12 protein-coding genes and 1 tRNA gene are annotated in these 16,144 nt (G+C 64.4%); 6 read left to right on the top strand and 7 right to left on the bottom strand.

Going from position 1 to position 16,144, the window contains the following annotated elements; genetic code table 11:
• The first annotated feature begins 40 nt into the window (after positions 1–40).
• The 3 genes from ASE86_RS15865 (at position 41) to ASE86_RS02070 (ending at position 4,014) form a co-directional block, all read left to right on the top strand.
• Positions 41–1,360, top strand: a complete 1,320-nt coding sequence (locus ASE86_RS15865; protein ID WP_156347002.1) for a hypothetical protein — start codon at positions 41–43, stop codon at positions 1,358–1,360.
• Positions 1,357–2,205, top strand: a complete 849-nt coding sequence (locus tag ASE86_RS15585; protein WP_082441606.1) for a DNA adenine methylase — start codon at positions 1,357–1,359, stop codon at positions 2,203–2,205. The genes ASE86_RS15865 and ASE86_RS15585 overlap by 4 nt, the downstream gene beginning before the upstream one ends.
• A 216-nt stretch (positions 2,206–2,421) precedes the next feature.
• Positions 2,422–4,014 carry a hypothetical protein gene (locus tag ASE86_RS02070; RefSeq protein ID WP_056421843.1) on the top strand — a complete coding sequence of 531 codons (1,593 nt, stop codon included), beginning with the start codon at positions 2,422–2,424 and terminating at the stop codon, positions 4,012–4,014.
• Between the two features lie 9 nt (positions 4,015–4,023).
• Here the strand turns inward: ASE86_RS02070 and sdhA are convergent, their stop codons facing one another.
• The 3 genes from sdhA to sdhC are packed head-to-tail and all read right to left on the bottom strand — an operon-like array spanning position 4,024 to position 6,623.
• Positions 4,024–5,826 (bottom strand): succinate dehydrogenase flavoprotein subunit, encoded by a 1,803-nt coding sequence (gene sdhA, locus ASE86_RS02065; protein WP_056421842.1) that lies wholly within the window; start codon positions 5,824–5,826, stop codon positions 4,024–4,026.
• Complete coding sequence (sdhD, locus tag ASE86_RS02060) at positions 5,826–6,212, bottom strand: succinate dehydrogenase, hydrophobic membrane anchor protein (RefSeq protein ID WP_056421841.1); 387 nt, start codon at positions 6,210–6,212, stop codon at positions 5,826–5,828. The genes sdhA and sdhD overlap by 1 nt, the downstream gene beginning before the upstream one ends.
• Positions 6,213–6,215: 3 nt before the next feature.
• On the bottom strand, positions 6,216–6,623 hold the full coding sequence (gene sdhC, locus ASE86_RS02055) for a succinate dehydrogenase, cytochrome b556 subunit (RefSeq protein ID WP_056421840.1): 408 nt from the start codon (positions 6,621–6,623) through the stop codon (positions 6,216–6,218).
• 164 nt (positions 6,624–6,787) lie between these two features.
• On the opposite strand from sdhC, the gene ASE86_RS02050 reads away from it, so the two are divergent.
• The gene (locus ASE86_RS02050; RefSeq protein WP_056421839.1) at positions 6,788–7,552 is read left to right on the top strand and encodes an OmpA family protein; all 765 of its coding nucleotides are present in this window, start codon (positions 6,788–6,790) and stop codon (positions 7,550–7,552) included.
• Positions 7,553–7,634: 82 nt separating this feature from the next.
• Positions 7,635–10,130, top strand: a complete 2,496-nt coding sequence (gene gyrB / locus ASE86_RS02045) for a DNA topoisomerase (ATP-hydrolyzing) subunit B (RefSeq protein ID WP_056426464.1) — start codon at positions 7,635–7,637, stop codon at positions 10,128–10,130.
• 49 nt (positions 10,131–10,179) lie between these two features.
• Here gyrB and feoB read toward each other — a convergent pair whose 3' ends face one another.
• Both feoB and ASE86_RS02035 read right to left on the bottom strand, forming a co-directional pair.
• Entirely contained in the window at positions 10,180–12,036 is a 1,857-nt protein-coding gene (feoB, locus tag ASE86_RS02040) for a ferrous iron transporter B (protein WP_056421838.1), read from the bottom strand.
• Between the two features lie 4 nt (positions 12,037–12,040).
• On the bottom strand, positions 12,041–12,304 hold the full coding sequence (locus ASE86_RS02035) for a FeoA family protein (protein ID WP_056421837.1): 264 nt from the start codon (positions 12,302–12,304) through the stop codon (positions 12,041–12,043).
• 162 nt (positions 12,305–12,466) lie between these two features.
• Between ASE86_RS02035 and ASE86_RS02030 the strand changes: the two genes are divergently transcribed.
• Positions 12,467–12,553 (top strand) — tRNA-Leu (locus tag ASE86_RS02030).
• Positions 12,554–12,936: 383 nt separating this feature from the next.
• Here the strand turns inward: ASE86_RS02030 and ASE86_RS02025 are convergent.
• Positions 12,937–14,727 carry a DUF885 domain-containing protein gene (locus ASE86_RS02025; RefSeq protein WP_056421836.1) on the bottom strand — a complete coding sequence of 597 codons (1,791 nt, stop codon included), beginning with the start codon at positions 14,725–14,727 and terminating at the stop codon, positions 12,937–12,939.
• A 71-nt stretch (positions 14,728–14,798) separates the two neighbouring features.
• Positions 14,799–16,136, bottom strand: a complete 1,338-nt coding sequence (locus ASE86_RS02020) for a dihydrolipoamide acetyltransferase family protein (RefSeq protein WP_056421835.1) — start codon at positions 16,134–16,136, stop codon at positions 14,799–14,801.
• Positions 16,137–16,144: the final 8 nt, after the last annotated feature.

The raw sequence follows: 16,144 nt of genomic DNA, 5'->3' as shown, positions 1-16,144 counted from the left end.
CGGTCCAGCGCTGAGCTAGCATCTGCGCAGGGAGACGGGGATGTTCGATAATTTCACCTACAGTTCGGTACCGCTTGAGAAAATTGAACTAGATGTCCGCAATCCAAGGCTAGTCACACTAAAACCTCTGAAAACAGAGGTAGAGATAGTTGACTACATGTTTGCTCATGAGCGCCTGGGCGAGCTTCTTGAAAAAATTGCGAGCGAGAGTCGAAATGTTGGCGCAGAACGACCGTACGTCGTTAAATGTGGAAATCGTTATACCGTAATCGAAGGTAATCGCCGGATAGCGACCTATAAGTTGCTCACGGGCCTTTTGAAGCCGGCCAAGCAGTATCAGGCTAAGATACCGGCTATAACTGAAGAATCGAAGTCAAAGCTTCTCAACATCGAATGCTCTATCGCGCCATCGCGCGACGATCTTCTTCCAATAATGGCGAGCGCCCACTTTGGATTGGGAGACAAATCAAAGTGGGGTTATCTTGGAAGTCGAAAAGCCGTTTATGACGAGCATCAATCAGGCCGCTCAGTTGCATCTCTCGCAGCTGCTTTTGATCGGCGCAAGGGGCAAATAAGAGACTATATTCTCGAATATGGTCTTTATCTCAATGCTCTGACATTCAACTGGAGTAACGAAGAGCGGGAGATTTTGGAAGACCCATCTGTTGAGTTCAATCCTCCCATTCGCTTTCTGCAGGCTCAAGGGCATAAGGATAAGGTTGGGATTGAATTTGACAGAGATAATTTGCTGATAAAGTTTAACACCCCTTATGCCGACCAAAAGTTGCAGCATTTGGTACGGAAGCTTGTGATTGCACCAGAGAAGGGCCTCGGCGCCACTGCCGGCTACGACGATGTATTCAAGGATTTCAAAGCGGGCGTGAAATCTGGTGAGAGTAATGACAAAAAGTCTGGTGATGATAAAATCGACAAGACAGAACAAGATAATAATTCCAAAAGTCCTAATCTTAAGTCTGGCGCTCTTTTTAATTATCCCGTCACGAAACACAATCAGCTGATCAAACAGCTTGCTAAAGAGGCGAGAAATCTCAACTGCCAGGTGTATCCAGCCGCAGGTACATTCCTTTTGCGGAACATTGTTGAGTCCATATTGAAGCACATCATTGATGAGAAGGATGCAAATAAAAAGGGCACTTCTCTGAGTTTAGAATCAGCAATACAGCTGGCTATGTCCCCGGCGTTGAGCTTGCCCCAATCCGATAAGCAAGTATTATCGGAGTTTAGAAAAGCCCATTTAGACTATGTCAATCTTGGGTCGCACGCGAATATAATACCGAACCCACTTCGCTTGTTTTCGGCTCGTGATTGCATTGATCAGTTTATTAAGCGCAATATATGACTGTTATACGCTCACCACTCCGCTATCCAGGCGGAAAGTCAAAGCTTTTTCCATTTATGGCCGATCTGATTGCGAGGAACAGTCTTTATAATTGCACATACAGGGAACCGTACGCCGGCGGCGCCGGACTGGCTCTAAATTTGTTGTTTGCGGGATATGCAAAATCCATCATTCTCAACGATATCGATCCAGCCATATACTCTTTTTGGTGGGCTGTAATTAATAGAAACTCTGAGTTTCAACGAAAAGTCCACGACATAAAGTTCAATATTGATGAATGGCACAACCAGAAGGCAATATGGCTGTCCCCTAAATCTTCTAATGAACTAGAGCTTGGATTTGCCGCTTATTACCTTAATCGGACAAATAGATCAGGGATTATTGAAGGCGCTGGCCCGATAGGTGGATATGCTCAATCTGGTACTTATAAGATGGACGCCCGATTTTCTCTAGATGATCAGCTGACCATGCTGCAGCTTATCGGGAGTGCAAAAGATAGAATATCGGTAAAGAATGAGGATGCGCTTAGCTTCATCTCAAGTAATTGCGGCCGAGAACCGGAGCTCACTTATTTAGATCCCCCCTATTATATCAAGGGACAGAGGCTTTATAGAAATTACTATAATCATTCTGACCATGAAGCGATCGCTCGGCTTATGAAATCATATTTAAGACATTGGCTGGTAAGCTACGATGATGTTGACGAAATCCGTCAGCTATATTCTTGGCGCACTCCAGTCAGCCTTGTCCTTCAGTACAGCGCGGGTCCGACAGTTTCTGGAAAGGAAGTCATGTTCTTAAGTGAAGGCCTATCGTATGATGCTGGGCTTTTAAGGGCCGCTTAAGCGCTCGCTGCGGTAAAGCCGCGTCGTCGGTCGGGTAGCATCGGGGGCGCTCGCGCGCAGCTTCGCTGCGCTCTCGCGGCGCCGAACATAGGAACTTTCCTAGTTGGAAATCTTCGTATAACTGATCTCCCCTCTTGAACAGGAGGGACCCATGGCACACCCGACACGCGACCGGCCGACCGCCGCCACCCGCCCCCACATGCCGGAGGGCCGGGCATGACCATGATGACCCCCATCGAGGGCATCACCGCCCCGGCCATCCCCGCTCGCACTGACGTCGCCGCCGCCTACGCCGGCACCTTCCCCGCCACCCGCGCCACCGCGCGCGAGCGCGCCACGGCGGACGACGACGATCATCTCGCCAACCGCCCGCTCGACCCCGACGATCTGCAGGAGGATTTCGCCCGCACCGCCGCCACGGAGGGCCCCGCGTTCACCACCGCGCGCCGCGCCGACGGCTGGACGCCCGACCGGCAGCGCGGCTTCCTCGATTATCTGGCGCAGGGGTGCACCGTCTCGGACGCGGCGACGCTCGTCGGCATGTCGGCGACCTCCGCCTATGCCTTTCGCAAGCGCGCCGCCGGCGCCGCCTTTGCGGTCGGGTGGAGCGCCGCGCAGCTGCTCCAGCGCAATCGCCTGGCCGACGAGCTGATGGGCCGCGCGCTGAAGGGCAATGTCGACTACGCCGTCAATCCGAAGGGCGAGCGGGTGGAGCGCCACCGCCACGACAACCGCCTGGCGCTCGCGCTGCTGACACGGCTCGACAGGATCGCCGCGGCCGACGTGCCCGACCGCACCGGCGACGCGCGTGCGGCGCGGCTCGCGGCGCAGGACTGGGACCGCTATCTCGACATCATCGGCGGCGACGCGTCGCCAGCGCAGGCCGGGCTGTTCCTGTCGCTGCGCACGACCGAAGGCGAATCGGCCGCGATCGCGCCGATCGTCGCGCTGGCCCGCGCCGATCTCTACCGCCGCACCGGCGCCGGCCATGCGGGCGAGGTGCACGTCCACGACCTCGACCCCGCGCACCGCCACGACTGGTCGGCCGCCGACTGGGCGCGGGCGGAGGCCGGCGGGCTGGTGTCGCTCGCCGCGCCGGCCAAGGAAGACGCCCACAGCTCTCAACTTTCTCAACTTCCCCGGAACGAAGACTATGGCGTCTGGTGGAGCGACTACGCCGAAGACTGGCGCACCGCCTTCCCCCCGCCCGCCGGCTTCGACGGCGTGGAGGACGGCGCCTATGGCAACGGCGGCTACTGCCGGTCGCTGAGCGACGACGAACTGGACGCGGTCGAAACCTGGAATGCGCGCGAGCTTGAAGCCAAGCGCGTGCCGCAGGAGGCCGAGCGGGTGCGGTTCTTCGCCGAGCTGCTGGCGGGGGATGTGGGGGCGGATGCTTGCCCGAGCGAACCGTGCTCCGGCGACGGCCGGAGCGTTGGTGAGCGCGAGCCTGACAAGGCCACCGCTCCGGCCTGCGCCGGAGCACGGGAGGACGGCGTCTCTTCGATAGCCCCGGACGACCTAACCGAGGACGGCCCCCTCCCCGTTGGTGCTGAATTGGTGGAGGACCACCCCCTCCCCGTTCGTGCTGAGCTTGTCGAAGCACCGTACTTCGTGCCGCAAGCCGTGAAGTCAGAAGAAGAAGGGCGGCCCTTCGACGAGCTCAGGGCGAATGGGGGGTATAGGGCGGGCGAAGTAAGTCTCACCAGCCCCGCCGCGGGAGTAAATCCCGCGTCGTCGGACGGCGCTATAGCGCCGCCGGCCGGAGCCGGCGCGGAGGTGCGCGTCCGTAGCTTCGCTACGGCCTAGCGCGCCGGCTCAGTACACCCGCTTCTTCGGCTCAATGTATTCGATGTCGTCGGTCAGCGTGTAGTCATGCACCGGCCGGTAATCGATCGCCACCGATCCGCCCTTGCCGCCCCAGCCGTCGAATGTCGCGATGGTGTGCTTCATCCAGTTGGCGTCGTCGCGCTCGGGGAAATCCTCGTGCATGTGCGCGCCGCGGCTTTCCTTGCGGTTTTCTGCGCAGCGGATCGTCACGACGGCCTGGCCGATCAGATTGTCGAGCTCCAGCGTCTCAATGAGGTCGGTGTTCCAGATCATCGAGCGGTCGGTGATGCCGATGTCGCCCATGCCCTGATAGACTTGGTCCATATGCTCGACGCCCTCGGCGAGCAGCTTGCTGTCGCGGAACACCGCGGCGTGGCGCTGCATCGTCTTCTGCATGTCGGCACGGATCGTCGCGGTCGGCGTGCCGCCCTTCGCCTGGCGGAAGTGGTCGAGCCGGGCGAGCGCCATGTCCTCCGAGCCCTTGGGCAGCGGATTGTGCTGGGTATGCGGCTTGATGATCTCCTTAAGCCGCAGCCCCGTGGCGCGGCCGAAGACGACCAGGTCGATCAGCGAGTTGGAGCCGAGGCGGTTGGCGCCGTGCACCGAAACGCACGCCGCTTCGCCGACCGCGAACAGCCCCGGCACGACGCTGTCGGGGTCGCCGTTCTGATTGCGAACGACTTCGCCGTGATAGTTACAGGGAATGCCGCCCATGTTGTAGTGGACGGTCGGCACCACCGGCAGCGGCTTGCGGGTCAGGTCGACGCCGGCGAAGACCTTGCCGGTCTCGGTGATGCCCGGCAGCCGCTCGGCCAGCACCTTGGGGTCGATGTGGTCGAGGTGGAGGAAGATATGATCCTTCTCCTTGCCGACGCCGCGGCCCTCGCGGATTTCCATGGCCATGCTGCGGCTGACGACGTCGCGGCTGGCGAGGTCCTTGGCCGACGGAGCATAGCGCTCCATGAAGCGCTCGCCCTCGGAATTGGTCAGATACCCGCCCTCGCCGCGCGCGCCCTCGGTGATGAGCACGCCGGCGCCGTAGATGCCGGTCGGGTGGAACTGGACGAATTCCATGTCCTGCAGCGGCAGCCCGGCACGCAGCACCATGGCGTTGCCGTCGCCGGTGCAGGTGTGCGCCGACGTCGCCGACTGGTACACCCGGCCCCCGCCGCCCGTCGCCAGAACGACGGCATGGGCGCGGAAGCGGTGGATGCTGCCGTCCTCCATGCACATGGCGATGACGCCGCGGCAGGCGCCATCCTCCATGATGAGGTCGAGCGCGAAATATTCGATGAAGAAGTCGGCGTCGTACTTCAGGCTCTGCTGGTACAGCGCGTGGAGCATGGCGTGGCCGGTCCGGTCGGCCGCGGCGCAGGTGCGCTGCACCGGCGGGCCCGCGCCCATGTTCTGCATGTGCCCGCCGAAGGGGCGCTGATAGATCGTGCCGTTCTCGTTCCGGCTGAAGGGCACGCCGGCGTGTTCCAGCTCGTACACCGCCTGCGGTGCGTTGCGGACCATGTATTCGATCGCGTCCTGGTCGCCGAGCCAGTCGGAGCCCTTGACGGTGTCGTACATGTGCCACGACCAATGGTCCGGCGTGTTGTTGCCGAGCGACGCCGCGATGCCGCCCTGCGCCGCCACGGTGTGCGACCGGGTCGGGAACACCTTGGTGATGCACGCGGTCTTCAGCCCCGCTTCGGCCGCGCCCATCGTGGCGCGCAGGCCCGAACCGCCCGCGCCAACGACGACGGCGTCATAGGTGTGGTCGATGATCTTGTAGCTGTCAGCCATCAGTTCACGCTTCCGGTGAAGGCGATCTTGAGGATCGAAAAGATGGCGGTCGCCGCGGCGCCCACCGTGAAGAGGTTGAGGAGGATGAGGCCCGCGACGCGGCTGGCGTCATGCTGGTAATCCTCGATCACGACCTGCAACCCGAGGCGGAAATGGTAGAACACGCTGACGACCAGCAGGACCAGCGGCAACGCAGTCCACGGCGTCGACAGCCATTTGGTCACGTCCGCCAGGCCATAGCCCGGCAGGCGCGCGATGCTGATGAAGAACCACAGCATCAGCAGCAGGTTGGTGCCCGCCGTCAGCCGCTGGTGCCACCAGTGATGCGTGCCTTCCTTGGCACTGCCGAGGCCACGGACGCGGCCGATCGAGGTTCCGTTACCCATGTCTCAGCGCCCCAGTACGATATAGGCCCAGAAGGCCGCGGTCGCGAGGCCTGCAAAGGCGAGCGTGGCGACAGCCGATGCCCGGTTGCCCTTCAGCTCGAAGTTCGCGCCCAGGTCCATGAACAGGTGGCGCACGCCGTTCGCCATATGCTGGAAGAACGCCCAGGTCAGGCCGACGCCCAGAATGTAGCCGAGCGGCGCCCAGTCACCGGTGAACCACGACAGGAACGTGGCATAGGCTTCCTCCCCGGCCGCAGCGGCAGCGAGCCACCACACGAACAGGATCGTGCCGACCGTCGCGAGACCACTGCCGGTCGCCCGGTGCAGGATCGAAACAAGCATGTGCGGTCCCCAGGTATAGACCTGGAGATGCGGAGCCCGTGGGCGGGCAGGTTTGGACACGGTGGCCAAGGATTACGTCCTTCACGTCGCGAAAACGGATTGCCGCATCCCTTGGCGTGGGGCGGCCCGGGATGCAAGCGCCTGAACCTTTCCTGTCACATGGATCAAGCTGGGGTTCAAATGCGTAGGGCCATTCGGGAATCAAGGAGCGGGACGTTCAAAGGAGTAGTTCAATGCGTACGAAGACGATGATGGCCACGCTGGCAGCCGCCGCAACGCTCGCCACCGTACCGGCGGCGTCGGCACAGGATCGCTGGGACTGGTCGGGCGGCCGTCCGGGCGGGCGCGAGACGCGCTTGGTGGGTCCGGGCGTGCGGCTGCTGTTCCCGGAACTGCGTGCGTCGGTGCGCGGCCGCGCGTGGGTCGCGCGCAACTTCGACCGCAACCGCGATGGCCTGATCGGTCCGAACGAAGCGCAGCGTGCGAACGACGTCTTCGCCGACGTGGCCGGCGACGGCCGGGGCCGGTTCGACTGGGATGCGCGCGATGCCGGCTGGCGGCGCCCGGGGCCCGCGGTCGGCGGCGGGTGGGACCGCGGCGCGATGCGCGGCTACGGCTTCCGCCAGACCCCGCGCGGCGCGACGCTGAGCTTGCAGGAGGACGTGCTGTTCGCCACCGACAGCGCGGTGCTGCGCCCCGGCGCGGTCAACAAGCTGGAGGCGCTGGCAGGCTATCTGCGGTCCAATCCCGGTGTCCGAGTTGCGATCGACGGGCATACCGATTCGCGTGGCACCGATGCGCATAACGATGCGCTGTCGCTGCGCCGGGCCGATGCGGTGCGGGCCGCGTTCGACCAGATGGGCGTGACACGCGCGCGCTTTAGCGTGAAGGGCTTCGGTGAACGTCAGCCGGTCGCCTCCAACGCGACCCCGCAGGGCATGCGCCAGAATCGCCGCGTCGAGATCACGCTCCTCGGCCGCCGCGCAAGCGAGTTCTAAGCGCGATGTGATGGGCGCCCGGCCATGGTGCCGGGCGCCCATTTCGCTTTCGTTACACTGCACGCATGCCTATATGCCCGGCATGGCTGACACTCCCGAAACGATCCCGAATACCAACGATTACGGCGCCTCCTCGATCAAGGTGCTCAAGGGCCTGGACGCGGTGCGCAAGCGGCCGGGCATGTATATCGGAGACACCGACGACGGGTCCGGCCTGCACCACATGGTGTTCGAAGTCAGCGACAATGCGATCGACGAGGCGCTGGCCGGGCATTGCGACCGCATCGTCATCCAGCTGAACGCCGATGGCTCGGTCAGCGTCGAGGACAACGGCCGCGGTATCCCGACCGGGATCCATCCCGAAGAGGGCGTGTCGGCAGCCGAAGTCATCATGACCCAGCTACACGCCGGCGGTAAGTTCGAGAACACGTCGGACGACAATGCGTACAAGGTGTCGGGCGGCCTGCACGGCGTTGGCGTTTCGGTGGTCAACGCGCTCAGCGAATGGCTCGACCTGACGATCTGGCGCGACGGCGAAGAAAATTACATGCGCTTCGCCTTCGGTGACGCGGTCGCGCCGCTGAAGGTCGTCGGACCCGCGCCTGAGGGCAAGAAGGGCACGAAGGTCACCTTCCTCGCCAGCCCCGCCACGTTCAAGATCACCGAGTATGACTTCGAGAAGCTCGAGCACCGCTACCGCGAACTCGCCTTCCTGAATTCGGGCGTGCGCCTGTTCCTGCGCGACGCGCGGCACGAGGAGGTGAAGGAAGTCGAGCTCTATTACGAAGGCGGCATCGCTGCGTTCGTGAAGTATCTCGACCGCAACAAGACGCCGCTGATGCCCGATCCGGTGGCGATCGCGGGCACCCGCGACGACGTGACGATCGACGTCGCGCTGGAGTGGAACGACAGCTATTACGAGAACGTCCTGGCGTTCACCAACAACATCCCCCAGCGCGACGGCGGCACGCATATCGCCGCCTTCCGCGCCGCGCTGACCCGCACGATCAACAACTACGCCGACAAGTCGGGGTTGCTGAAGAAGGAAAAGGTCTCCCTCACCGGCGACGACATGCGCGAAGGACTGACCGCGATCGTCAGCGTCAAGCTGCCCGATCCGAAGTTCAGCAGCCAGACAAAGGACAAGCTGGTCTCATCCGAAGTCCGCCAGCCGCTCGAGAGCCTGATGGCCGACAAGATGGCCGAATGGCTGGAGGAGAACCCCGCGACCGCCAAGGCGATCATCCAGAAGGTGATCGACGCGGCGGCCGCGCGCGAGGCAGCGAAGAAAGCGCGCGAGCTGACCCGGCGCAAGGGCGTGATGGATATCGCCAGCCTGCCCGGCAAGCTGGCCGACTGTCAGGAGCGCGACCCCGCCAAGTCCGAACTGTTCCTGGTCGAGGGCGACTCGGCCGGCGGATCGGCCAAGCAGGGCCGCGACCGGCATTACCAAGCGATCCTGCCCCTGCGCGGCAAGATCCTGAACGTCGAGCGCGCGCGCTTCGACCGGATGCTGTCGAGCCGCGAGATCGGCACGCTCATCCAGGCGATGGGCACCGGCATCGGCCGTGACGACTTCAACCTGGAAAAGCTGCGGTACCACAAGGTCGTCATCATGACCGACGCCGACGTCGACGGCGCGCACATCCGCACGCTGCTGCTGACCTTTTTCTACCGCCAGATGCCCGAGATCATCCAGGCCGGGCACCTCTACATCGCCCAGCCGCCGCTGTATAAGGCCGCGAAGGGCCGGTCGGAAGTCTATCTCAAGGACGACGCGGCGCTCGACCAGTATCTGGTCGATGCCGGCGTCGGCCTGCTGGCACTGGAGACCATCGGCGGTACGCGCTCGGGCGAGGACCTGCGCACGCTGGTCGACCATGCCCGGCGGATGCGCACGCTGATGCGCTTCGTGCCGCGCCGCTACGACGCCAACATCGTCGAGGCGCTGGCACTGGCCGGCGCGCTCGATCCCGAAGCCTCGCGCGAAGACCGCACGGCGCGCCTCGCCGCGGTCACCCAGCGGCTCGACCAGACCGACAGCGACGCGCGCTGGACCGCGCAGATGTCGGAGGAAGGCGGCTATCACTTCCAGCGCATCTGGCGCGGCGTGACCGACCACCACATCGTCGAGGCCGCGTTCCTGGGCTCGGCCGAGGGGCGCAAGCTCCATGCGCTGGCCGCCGAAGCAGCAGAGAATTACGCTGCGCTCGCCAAGCTGGTCCCGCTGAAGGGTGCCGCGGCGACCGACGAGGCAGCGGGCGAAGAGGAAGAGGCACCGGTCGCGGCCGGCAAGGGCGAGAAGCTGGTCGCCCGCCCGTCCCAGTTGCTCGACGCGATCCTGACCGCCGGACGCAAGGGCCTGAGCATCCAGCGCTACAAGGGCCTGGGCGAGATGAACGCCGATCAGTTGTGGGAAACCACGCTCGATCCGTCGAACCGGTCGATGCTGCAGGTCGAGATCGACCAGGCCGATGTCGCCGACGAGATCTTTACCCGCCTGATGGGTGACGTGGTCGAACCGCGCCGCGAATTCATCCAGGAGAACGCGCTGACGGTGGCCAACCTCGACGTCTGACCGCCGGTGGGTTTGATCGCAGGGAGTAAGGTTTCGACGGCCCCGCGCGTCATCCCCACCCGGCCCACACCGCCAGCCAGTACGTCACGCCCGCCGCGACATATGCCAGCGCGAACAGATACCCGATCATGAACGCCGGCCATTTCCAGCCGTTCGTTTCGCGGCGGACGACGGCGATGGTCGACAGGCACTGGGGCGCGAAGACGAACCACGCGAGGAAGGCGAGCGCGGTGGCCAGGCTCCAGCGGCCGGCCAGTTGCCCGCCCAGTTCCTGCGCACCCTGGTCCTCGTCCGCGGCGTCGATCGCATAGACGGTCTGCAGCGCCGATACCGCGACTTCGCGCGCGGCCATCGCGGGGATGATGGCGAGGCTCATCTCGTGGTTGAAGCCGATCGGCTTCAGGCCGACCTCCAGCACGCTGGCGATGCGGCCGGCGATCGAATATTCGCTCTGCTTGATGCCGTCGGGGGCGACCGGGTAGCTCGCCAGCAGCCACAGCGCGATCGTCACGCCCATGATCATCGTGCCCGCGCGACGCAGGAATACCCAGGCGCGCTGCGTGAGCCCGATCGCGACGTCGCGCAGGTTGGGCCATTGGTAGCGCGGCATTTCCAGCAGGAAGCCGCCACCGACGCCCTTGGTCGCGGTCCGCCGGATCAGCACTGCGGCGAGCATCGCGCTGACGATGCCGGCGAGATACAGCGCCAGCAGCACCAGCCCCTGCAAACCGACGCCCGGCAGGACCTGCCGCGCCGGGATGAACGCGCCGATGATGACCGCATAGACCGGCAGTCGCGCCGAACAGGTCATCAGCGGCGCGACCAGGATCGTCGTCAGCCGTTCGCGCGGATCGCTGATCGACCGCGTCGCCATGATGCCGGGGATGGCGCAGGCAAAGCTCGACAGAAGCGGGATGAACGCGCGCCCCGACAGGCCGACACCCGCCATCAGCCGGTCCATCAGCATCGCCGCGCGCACCATGTATCCCGACGCTTCGAGCAGCAAGATGAACAGGAACAGGATGACGATCTGCGGCAGGAAGACGACGACCGATCCGACGCCGCCGATGATGCCCTGGACCAGCAGATCGCGCAGGAATCCTGACGGCAGCGTCGCCAGCGCGGTGTCGCCCAGCCACCCTTGTGCGCCCTCGATCCAGCCGATCGGCGCCTCGGACCAGCTGAACACCGCCTGGAACATCACGAACAGCAGCGCGAGCAGGATGAGCGGCCCGAGCACCGGGTGCAGCGCGAACCGGTCGAGGCTGCGGGTGACGCCGCGCACCCGCGACGTTTCCGTACTGGCGACGCGCGCGATGCGGCGGGCCTCACGCTGGAAATGGCGGATGTCGGCATCGATCGACTCGAGCGCGACCTGCGGCACGGCACGCGTGCGCAGCGCCTCGCCCAGTGCATCACGCAACGGGTCGAGCCCGCGCCGACGCACCGCGACCGTCTCCACGACCGGCAGGCCCAGTTCGGCCGACAATGCCGCGGCATCGATCGTCAGGCCGTCGCGCGCCGCCATGTCGACCATGTTGAGCGCCAGCACCATCGGTAGCCCGAGCTGCTTGAGTTGCAGGACGAAGCGCAGGTGATTGTCGAGGTTGGTCGCATCCGCCACCACCACGATCGCATCCGGCCGGCGCTCGCCCGCCTGGCGGCCATAGACGACGTCGCGGGTCACTTCCTCGTCGGGGCTGGAGGGGTCGAGGCTGTAGGTGCCGGGCAGGTCGACCAGTTCGACCGGGCGGCCATCGGTCAGCGCCAGGCGGCCGGTGTGCCGCTCCACGGTGACGCCGGGATAATTGCCAACCTTCTGCCGCGCGCCGGTCAGCGCGTTGAACAGCGCGGATTTGCCGGCGTTGGGATTGCCGACCAGCGCGACCAGCGGAAGATCGGTCATCGTGTCAGACGGTTACGCGAATCGCCCGGGCGATATGGCTGCGGAAGGTGATGGTCATCCGCCCGATCCGACAAGCGAGCGGCCCGCCGCCCAGCGTCGCGCCGTGCAGCAGCTCGATCTCGACGCCCTCGTCCAGCCCGAATTCGCGCAGGCGCCGCGCTTCCGCATCGCTCAGCTGCGTCCAGTCGATCCCGGCAACCGTCGCCAGGGCGTGGCGCGGCAGGGCGGCGAGATCGATCGGCAGAGGAATCGGAGAATGCACGGTCATCTGATGCGAGTGATTATCAATAGAACGGTGCCCTGACCAGCCCAAAAGCGATAATCGTCGCGGCCGTGCGGCGCTCGCGAAAACGCCATTGCCACGCCCCACAGGCCTTGCTAGAGGCGCCCTCCTTGCCAACCTTCCGGTCCGTCCGGTTGGGGTTCACGTGCGGTCGTGGCGGAATTGGTAGACGCGCAACGTTGAGGTCGTTGTGGGCGAAAGCCCGTGGAAGTTCGAGTCTTCTCGACCGCACCAGAACATCTGCCCAGTCGACCTCCGGTCGCACGGCCATCGCAAAACAGTCTTTCTTTGTCGAATATGGCGCGTAGTCTTCATCTAGCGATGGAGAGAACTGTGGCGCGATCGACGGACTGCGAGCTGTGGGCAAATAACGCATGGCAGGTAATCGATATCGCGCTCGCGTTGGAGATGCCCCGAAGCAGAAAACTTCGGTGCATCGACTGCGGCGGTAGGGTTCGAGCGCATCGGACAGGCGCGACAGGTCAAAACGCTCATTTTGAACATCGCTAACGTCATAGAGGCTGTCCGCGCGGCGATTGTTACGATGGCGTGCCAAGGCCACATCATAAACCGGTCCAATAAGAGACGGTTCTTACCAACGCCGTTGGCGACGCGCCTCAGCGCCGCCGCTCGGCAATGTAGCGGTTCACCTGCTCCTCCAGCACGTCCAGCGGCAGCGAGCCCTGGCGCAGCACGGTTTCGTGGAAGTCGCGGATGTCGAACGTCGGGCCCAGCTCGCGCTCGGCTCGCTTCCGCAGTTCGGCGATCTTGAGCTGGCCGACCATGTAGCTGGTCGCCTGTCCCGGCCAGTTGAAATAGCGATCGACTTCGCGCGCGATATCGGTGTCGGACACCGAACTGTTCGCCTTGAAATACGCGATCGACTGCTCGCGGGTCCAACGCTTGGAATGGATGCCGGTGTCGAGCACCAGGCGGATCGCGCGCCAGACCTGGAGCGACAGCATGCCGAAGCGATCGTAGGGCGTTGTGTAGATGCCCATTTCGTCGGCCAGCCGTTCCGAATACAGGCCCCACCCTTCCGCATAGGCGCCGTATCCGCCGAAGCGGCGGAACTTCGGGATGCCGGTCAGCTCCTGCTGGCGCGCGATCTGGAAATGGTGCCCCGGCGCGCCTTCATGTGCGGCAATGCCGGCGACCTGCACCTTCTGCGTCTGGTTCATGTCGATCAGATTGACGTAGTAGATGCCCGGCCGCTTCCCATCGGCGGACGGCGAATTGTAGAAGGCGGTCGACGCGGTCGCCTCCCGCCATTTTTCGACCGCGCGCACCTCCAGCTGCGCCTTGGGCAGCACGCGAAAATATTGTGGCGCCTTGGCCATCACCGACCCGATGACCGCGCGGGCGTCAGCCAGATATTCTTCCCGGCCGGCCACCGTATTCGGATATTTCAGCGTCGGATCGGTGCGGACCTTGTCGAAGAACTGTTCGAGCGTGCCGGTAAAGCCGACCTGGCGCTTGATCGCCTCCATCTCCTGCCGGATCGCCGCGACCTGTTGCAGGCCGAGCGTGTGGATCTGGTCGGCGGTCAGGTCGGTCGTCGTCGACTGCCTCAGCCGGTCGGCATAATAGGCCGCGCCGCCCGGCAGCGCCCAGACGCCGAAATTGCCCTTCGACTTGGGCTCGATCTCGTCGATCGCGGCGATCAGCGTGTCGTAGCCGCTCTTGAACGGCCCGGTCAGCGCGGCCTGCGCGTCGGCCAGCAGCCGCGCCTTGGTCGCTGCGGGCGCGTCGAGGGCGGTCACCTTCTTGCGGAAATCGCCCATCAGCGTCGAATCTGAGCCGCTGTCGAACGGCGCGCCGACCAGCACCTTCTTCGCATCGTTGCGGGCGGGCGCGAAATTGACCTGGTTGGGGACGATGCCGGCAGCGGCCTGTGCGCGCATCGTCGCGGCGACTTCGCGCATCACCCGCTGCGTGTCGCGCAGGCGAGCGATATAGGCCTGCGCGTCTTCAACGGTGTCGACCTTGTGGTTGTTGATCAGCAGGACCGGGATCCCGCCCGCCGGACTGCCGTTGGTCGATACCGGAAAGCGCAGGTTGCGGAAGCGGAAGCTGTCGGCGGCGCGGGCGTTCTCATATTCGAACAGGCGATAGCTGATCCGCGCATTCTCGCTGAGGCGATCGGGCCGGAACCGCGCCTGCATGTCCTTGGTCTGCGCCGCGACCAGCGTGCGCATCCGGACCGCGGCGGCATCGGTATAATCGTCCAGCCGGTCGTAGTTGGTCTTTAGCCCCAGATCGGTCTGGGTTTCCGGGCTGAGCGCGACCTGTTCGTCATACGCCGTGTCGACGAAGGCGAGCAGCGCGGCGTCCTGCGTCTGCGCGGGGGCCGCCGCGGACAGGACGGGCACGATCGCCAGCATACCCAAGGAAACCGCCTTGCCCATCGTCACTCTCCCGCATCCCTTGCCCCGATCGTGGCACGGCCGGGGCAAGGAGGAAAGCAATGCGGCGCGGATCAATCCGCGAACAGCAGGACCGGCGTCTCCAGCAGCTTGCGGACCGCCTGGACATAGCTTGCCGCGTCCCAGCCGTCGACGACGCGGTGGTCGCAGCTGATCGACAGGTTCATCAGCTTTGCCCGCACGATGTCGTCGCCTCCCGAACCATTAGGGCGGAACATCGGGCGCTCGACGATCTTGTTCGGGCCGATGATCGCGACTTCGGGGCGGTTGATGACCGGCGTCGTCGCAATGCCGCCCAGCGGCCCGAGCGAGGTGACGGTCAGCGTCGAGCCCGACAGCTCCTCCGACTTCGCCTTGCCGGTGCGTGCGGCCTCGGCGAGACGCCCGATCTCGCTCGCAAGCTGCCAGACGTTCTTGTCCTGCGCATCGCGGATGACCGGGACCATCAGGCCGGCATCGGTCTGCGTCGCCATGCCCAGGTGCACGCGACCGTGGCGTGTCACCACACCCGCTTCGTCGTCGTATCGCGCGTTGAGCATCGGGAAGTCGGGGATCGTGCGGCAGATCGCGACGATCAGGAACGGCAGCATCGTCAGCTTCGGCCGGTTGCCACGGTTGGCGTTCAGGTCGCCGCGCATCTCCTCAAGCGCGGTCACGTCGATTTCGTCGACATAGGTGAAGTGCGGGATCTGCCGCTTCGACGCGGCCATGTTCTCGGCGATGCGACGGCGCATCCCGATGACCTTGACCGGCTGGTCGTCGCGCGCGCGCGATGCGTGGGGGGCGTGATAGCCCTGGCCGGCGGAATAGCGCAGGTACGCGTCGAGATCGGCGTGGCGGATATGCTGGCCGTCGTGCTGGACGGCGGCGAGGTCGATGCCGAGGTCCTTGGCACGCGCGCGGACCGCGGGCGAGGCGAGGACGTGCTGTGACGTCGGCGCCTTATCTCCGCCGTGCTCCCGCGCAGGCGGGAGCCCAGGGTTACTCGCCGGACGCTCTTGGCTCTGGGCTCCCGCCTGCGCGGGAGCACTGGCGGGTTGTGGCGCAGGTTCTGCCGCAACCTCCTCCACACCGGGATTCTCGGCCTCGATCTGCTCCTCGACCGCGTCCGACACCGGCGCGGCGGCAGCGGGCTCGGCCGCAGCCTCACCCTCGGTCTCGATCACCACAAGCGTCGACCCGATCGGCACCTGATCGCCGACCTCGCCCGCCAGCGCGATGACGGTGCCCGACACCGGCGATTCCATCTCGACGGTCGCCTTGTCGGTCATCATGTCGGCCAGACCCTGGTCCTCCTCGACACGATCGCCGACCGCGACGTGCCAGGCGACGATCTCGGCCTCGGCGATGCCTTCACCGATGTCGGGCAGGCGGAATTCGAAGCGGGCCATCAGATGCC

The sequence above is a fragment of the Sphingomonas sp. Leaf33 genome, from assembly GCF_001421785.1.
Lineage (GTDB): Bacteria > Pseudomonadota > Alphaproteobacteria > Sphingomonadales > Sphingomonadaceae > Sphingomonas.
This window is presented reverse-complemented; position numbering and strand designations above follow the sequence as displayed.